General features: G+C 40.8%; 1 protein-coding gene. It reads right to left on the minus strand.

Features of this window, described 5'->3' with window-relative positions:
- Positions 1–74: 74 nt before the first annotated feature.
- Positions 75–331: PAAR domain-containing protein (locus AM629_RS21625; protein WP_072161982.1), on the minus strand; the 257-nt coding region annotated here is incomplete at its 5' end.

The following is a 331-nucleotide window of genomic DNA, read 5'->3' on the forward strand; positions in this document are numbered from 1 at the left end:
CAATACAAAGAATATCTTTAAACTGCTATTTCAGCTCCTGACCGGGAATTCAAATGCTCCGAATTAAATTCACATTAACTGGCAAGAGTGAACTTATGCTGACTGGCAATTAATTTTGCCCCACAAGCGGTTTGCATTCCTTCAAGCGCAATCGATTTTCCTTTATATTTTAAAGAGTCAGCCCCCTGAATAATAGGAAATACACCTTTGCATTGAGGGCACTCCACCAAATCTTCTTTACCTGCTACAGGAATACCCTTGTGAGTATAGTCATCAATAGCGGTAATCACCTTACCGCCATGATCTGTCGTATCACCCAGCAGAATAACTG

The sequence above is a fragment of the Photorhabdus heterorhabditis genome (genome assembly GCF_001280945.1).
Taxonomy (GTDB): Bacteria; Pseudomonadota; Gammaproteobacteria; order Enterobacterales; family Enterobacteriaceae; genus Photorhabdus; species Photorhabdus heterorhabditis.